The following is a 417-nucleotide window of genomic DNA, read 5'->3' as shown; positions in this document are numbered from 1 at the left end:
GTCATAGTGGATGCGGTGGCCATTGAATGTGAGCGCCGAATAGCGGAACAAGAGCACGTCATCCGGCACGATGTGGCGCTCCCATGCTGAGGCTGCCGGGGCAGGCGTGGGTGCGGGCACCACGTCATCCGGCCGGGGCGTATCACGGTAGACGATGTTGTGGTGTTCGGTCAGTGCGGGGCGGGCTTCGCCGTTGCGGCTGATCTCGTGGCGAACCTTCACGAAGATCAGATTGCCGGTGCGGCCCGACTTTTCTTTCACATCCACAATGGTCGAGGTGCGTCGCAGCGCATCACCGACCAACAGGGGCGCATGAAACGCGAAGTCACTGCCAGCCCACATTCTGCGAGGCAGTGGTACGGGAGGCAGGAAGCTCCCGCGCTTGGCATGCCCGTCGGCCCCGATCTCGGATTGCGC

The 417-nt window shown here is 63.5% G+C and carries 1 protein-coding gene; it reads right to left on the bottom strand.

The window, feature by feature from the left end; genetic code table 11:
• On the bottom strand, positions 1-417 hold a 417-nt coding region (locus AC1D1Y_RS26585), incomplete at both ends, for an FAS1-like dehydratase domain-containing protein (protein ID WP_477684981.1).

The organism is Polaromonas sp. P1_G1 (genome assembly GCF_056405595.1).
The sequence above is the reverse complement of the archived record's forward strand: the minus strand, read 5'-3'. Positions and strand labels throughout refer to the sequence as shown.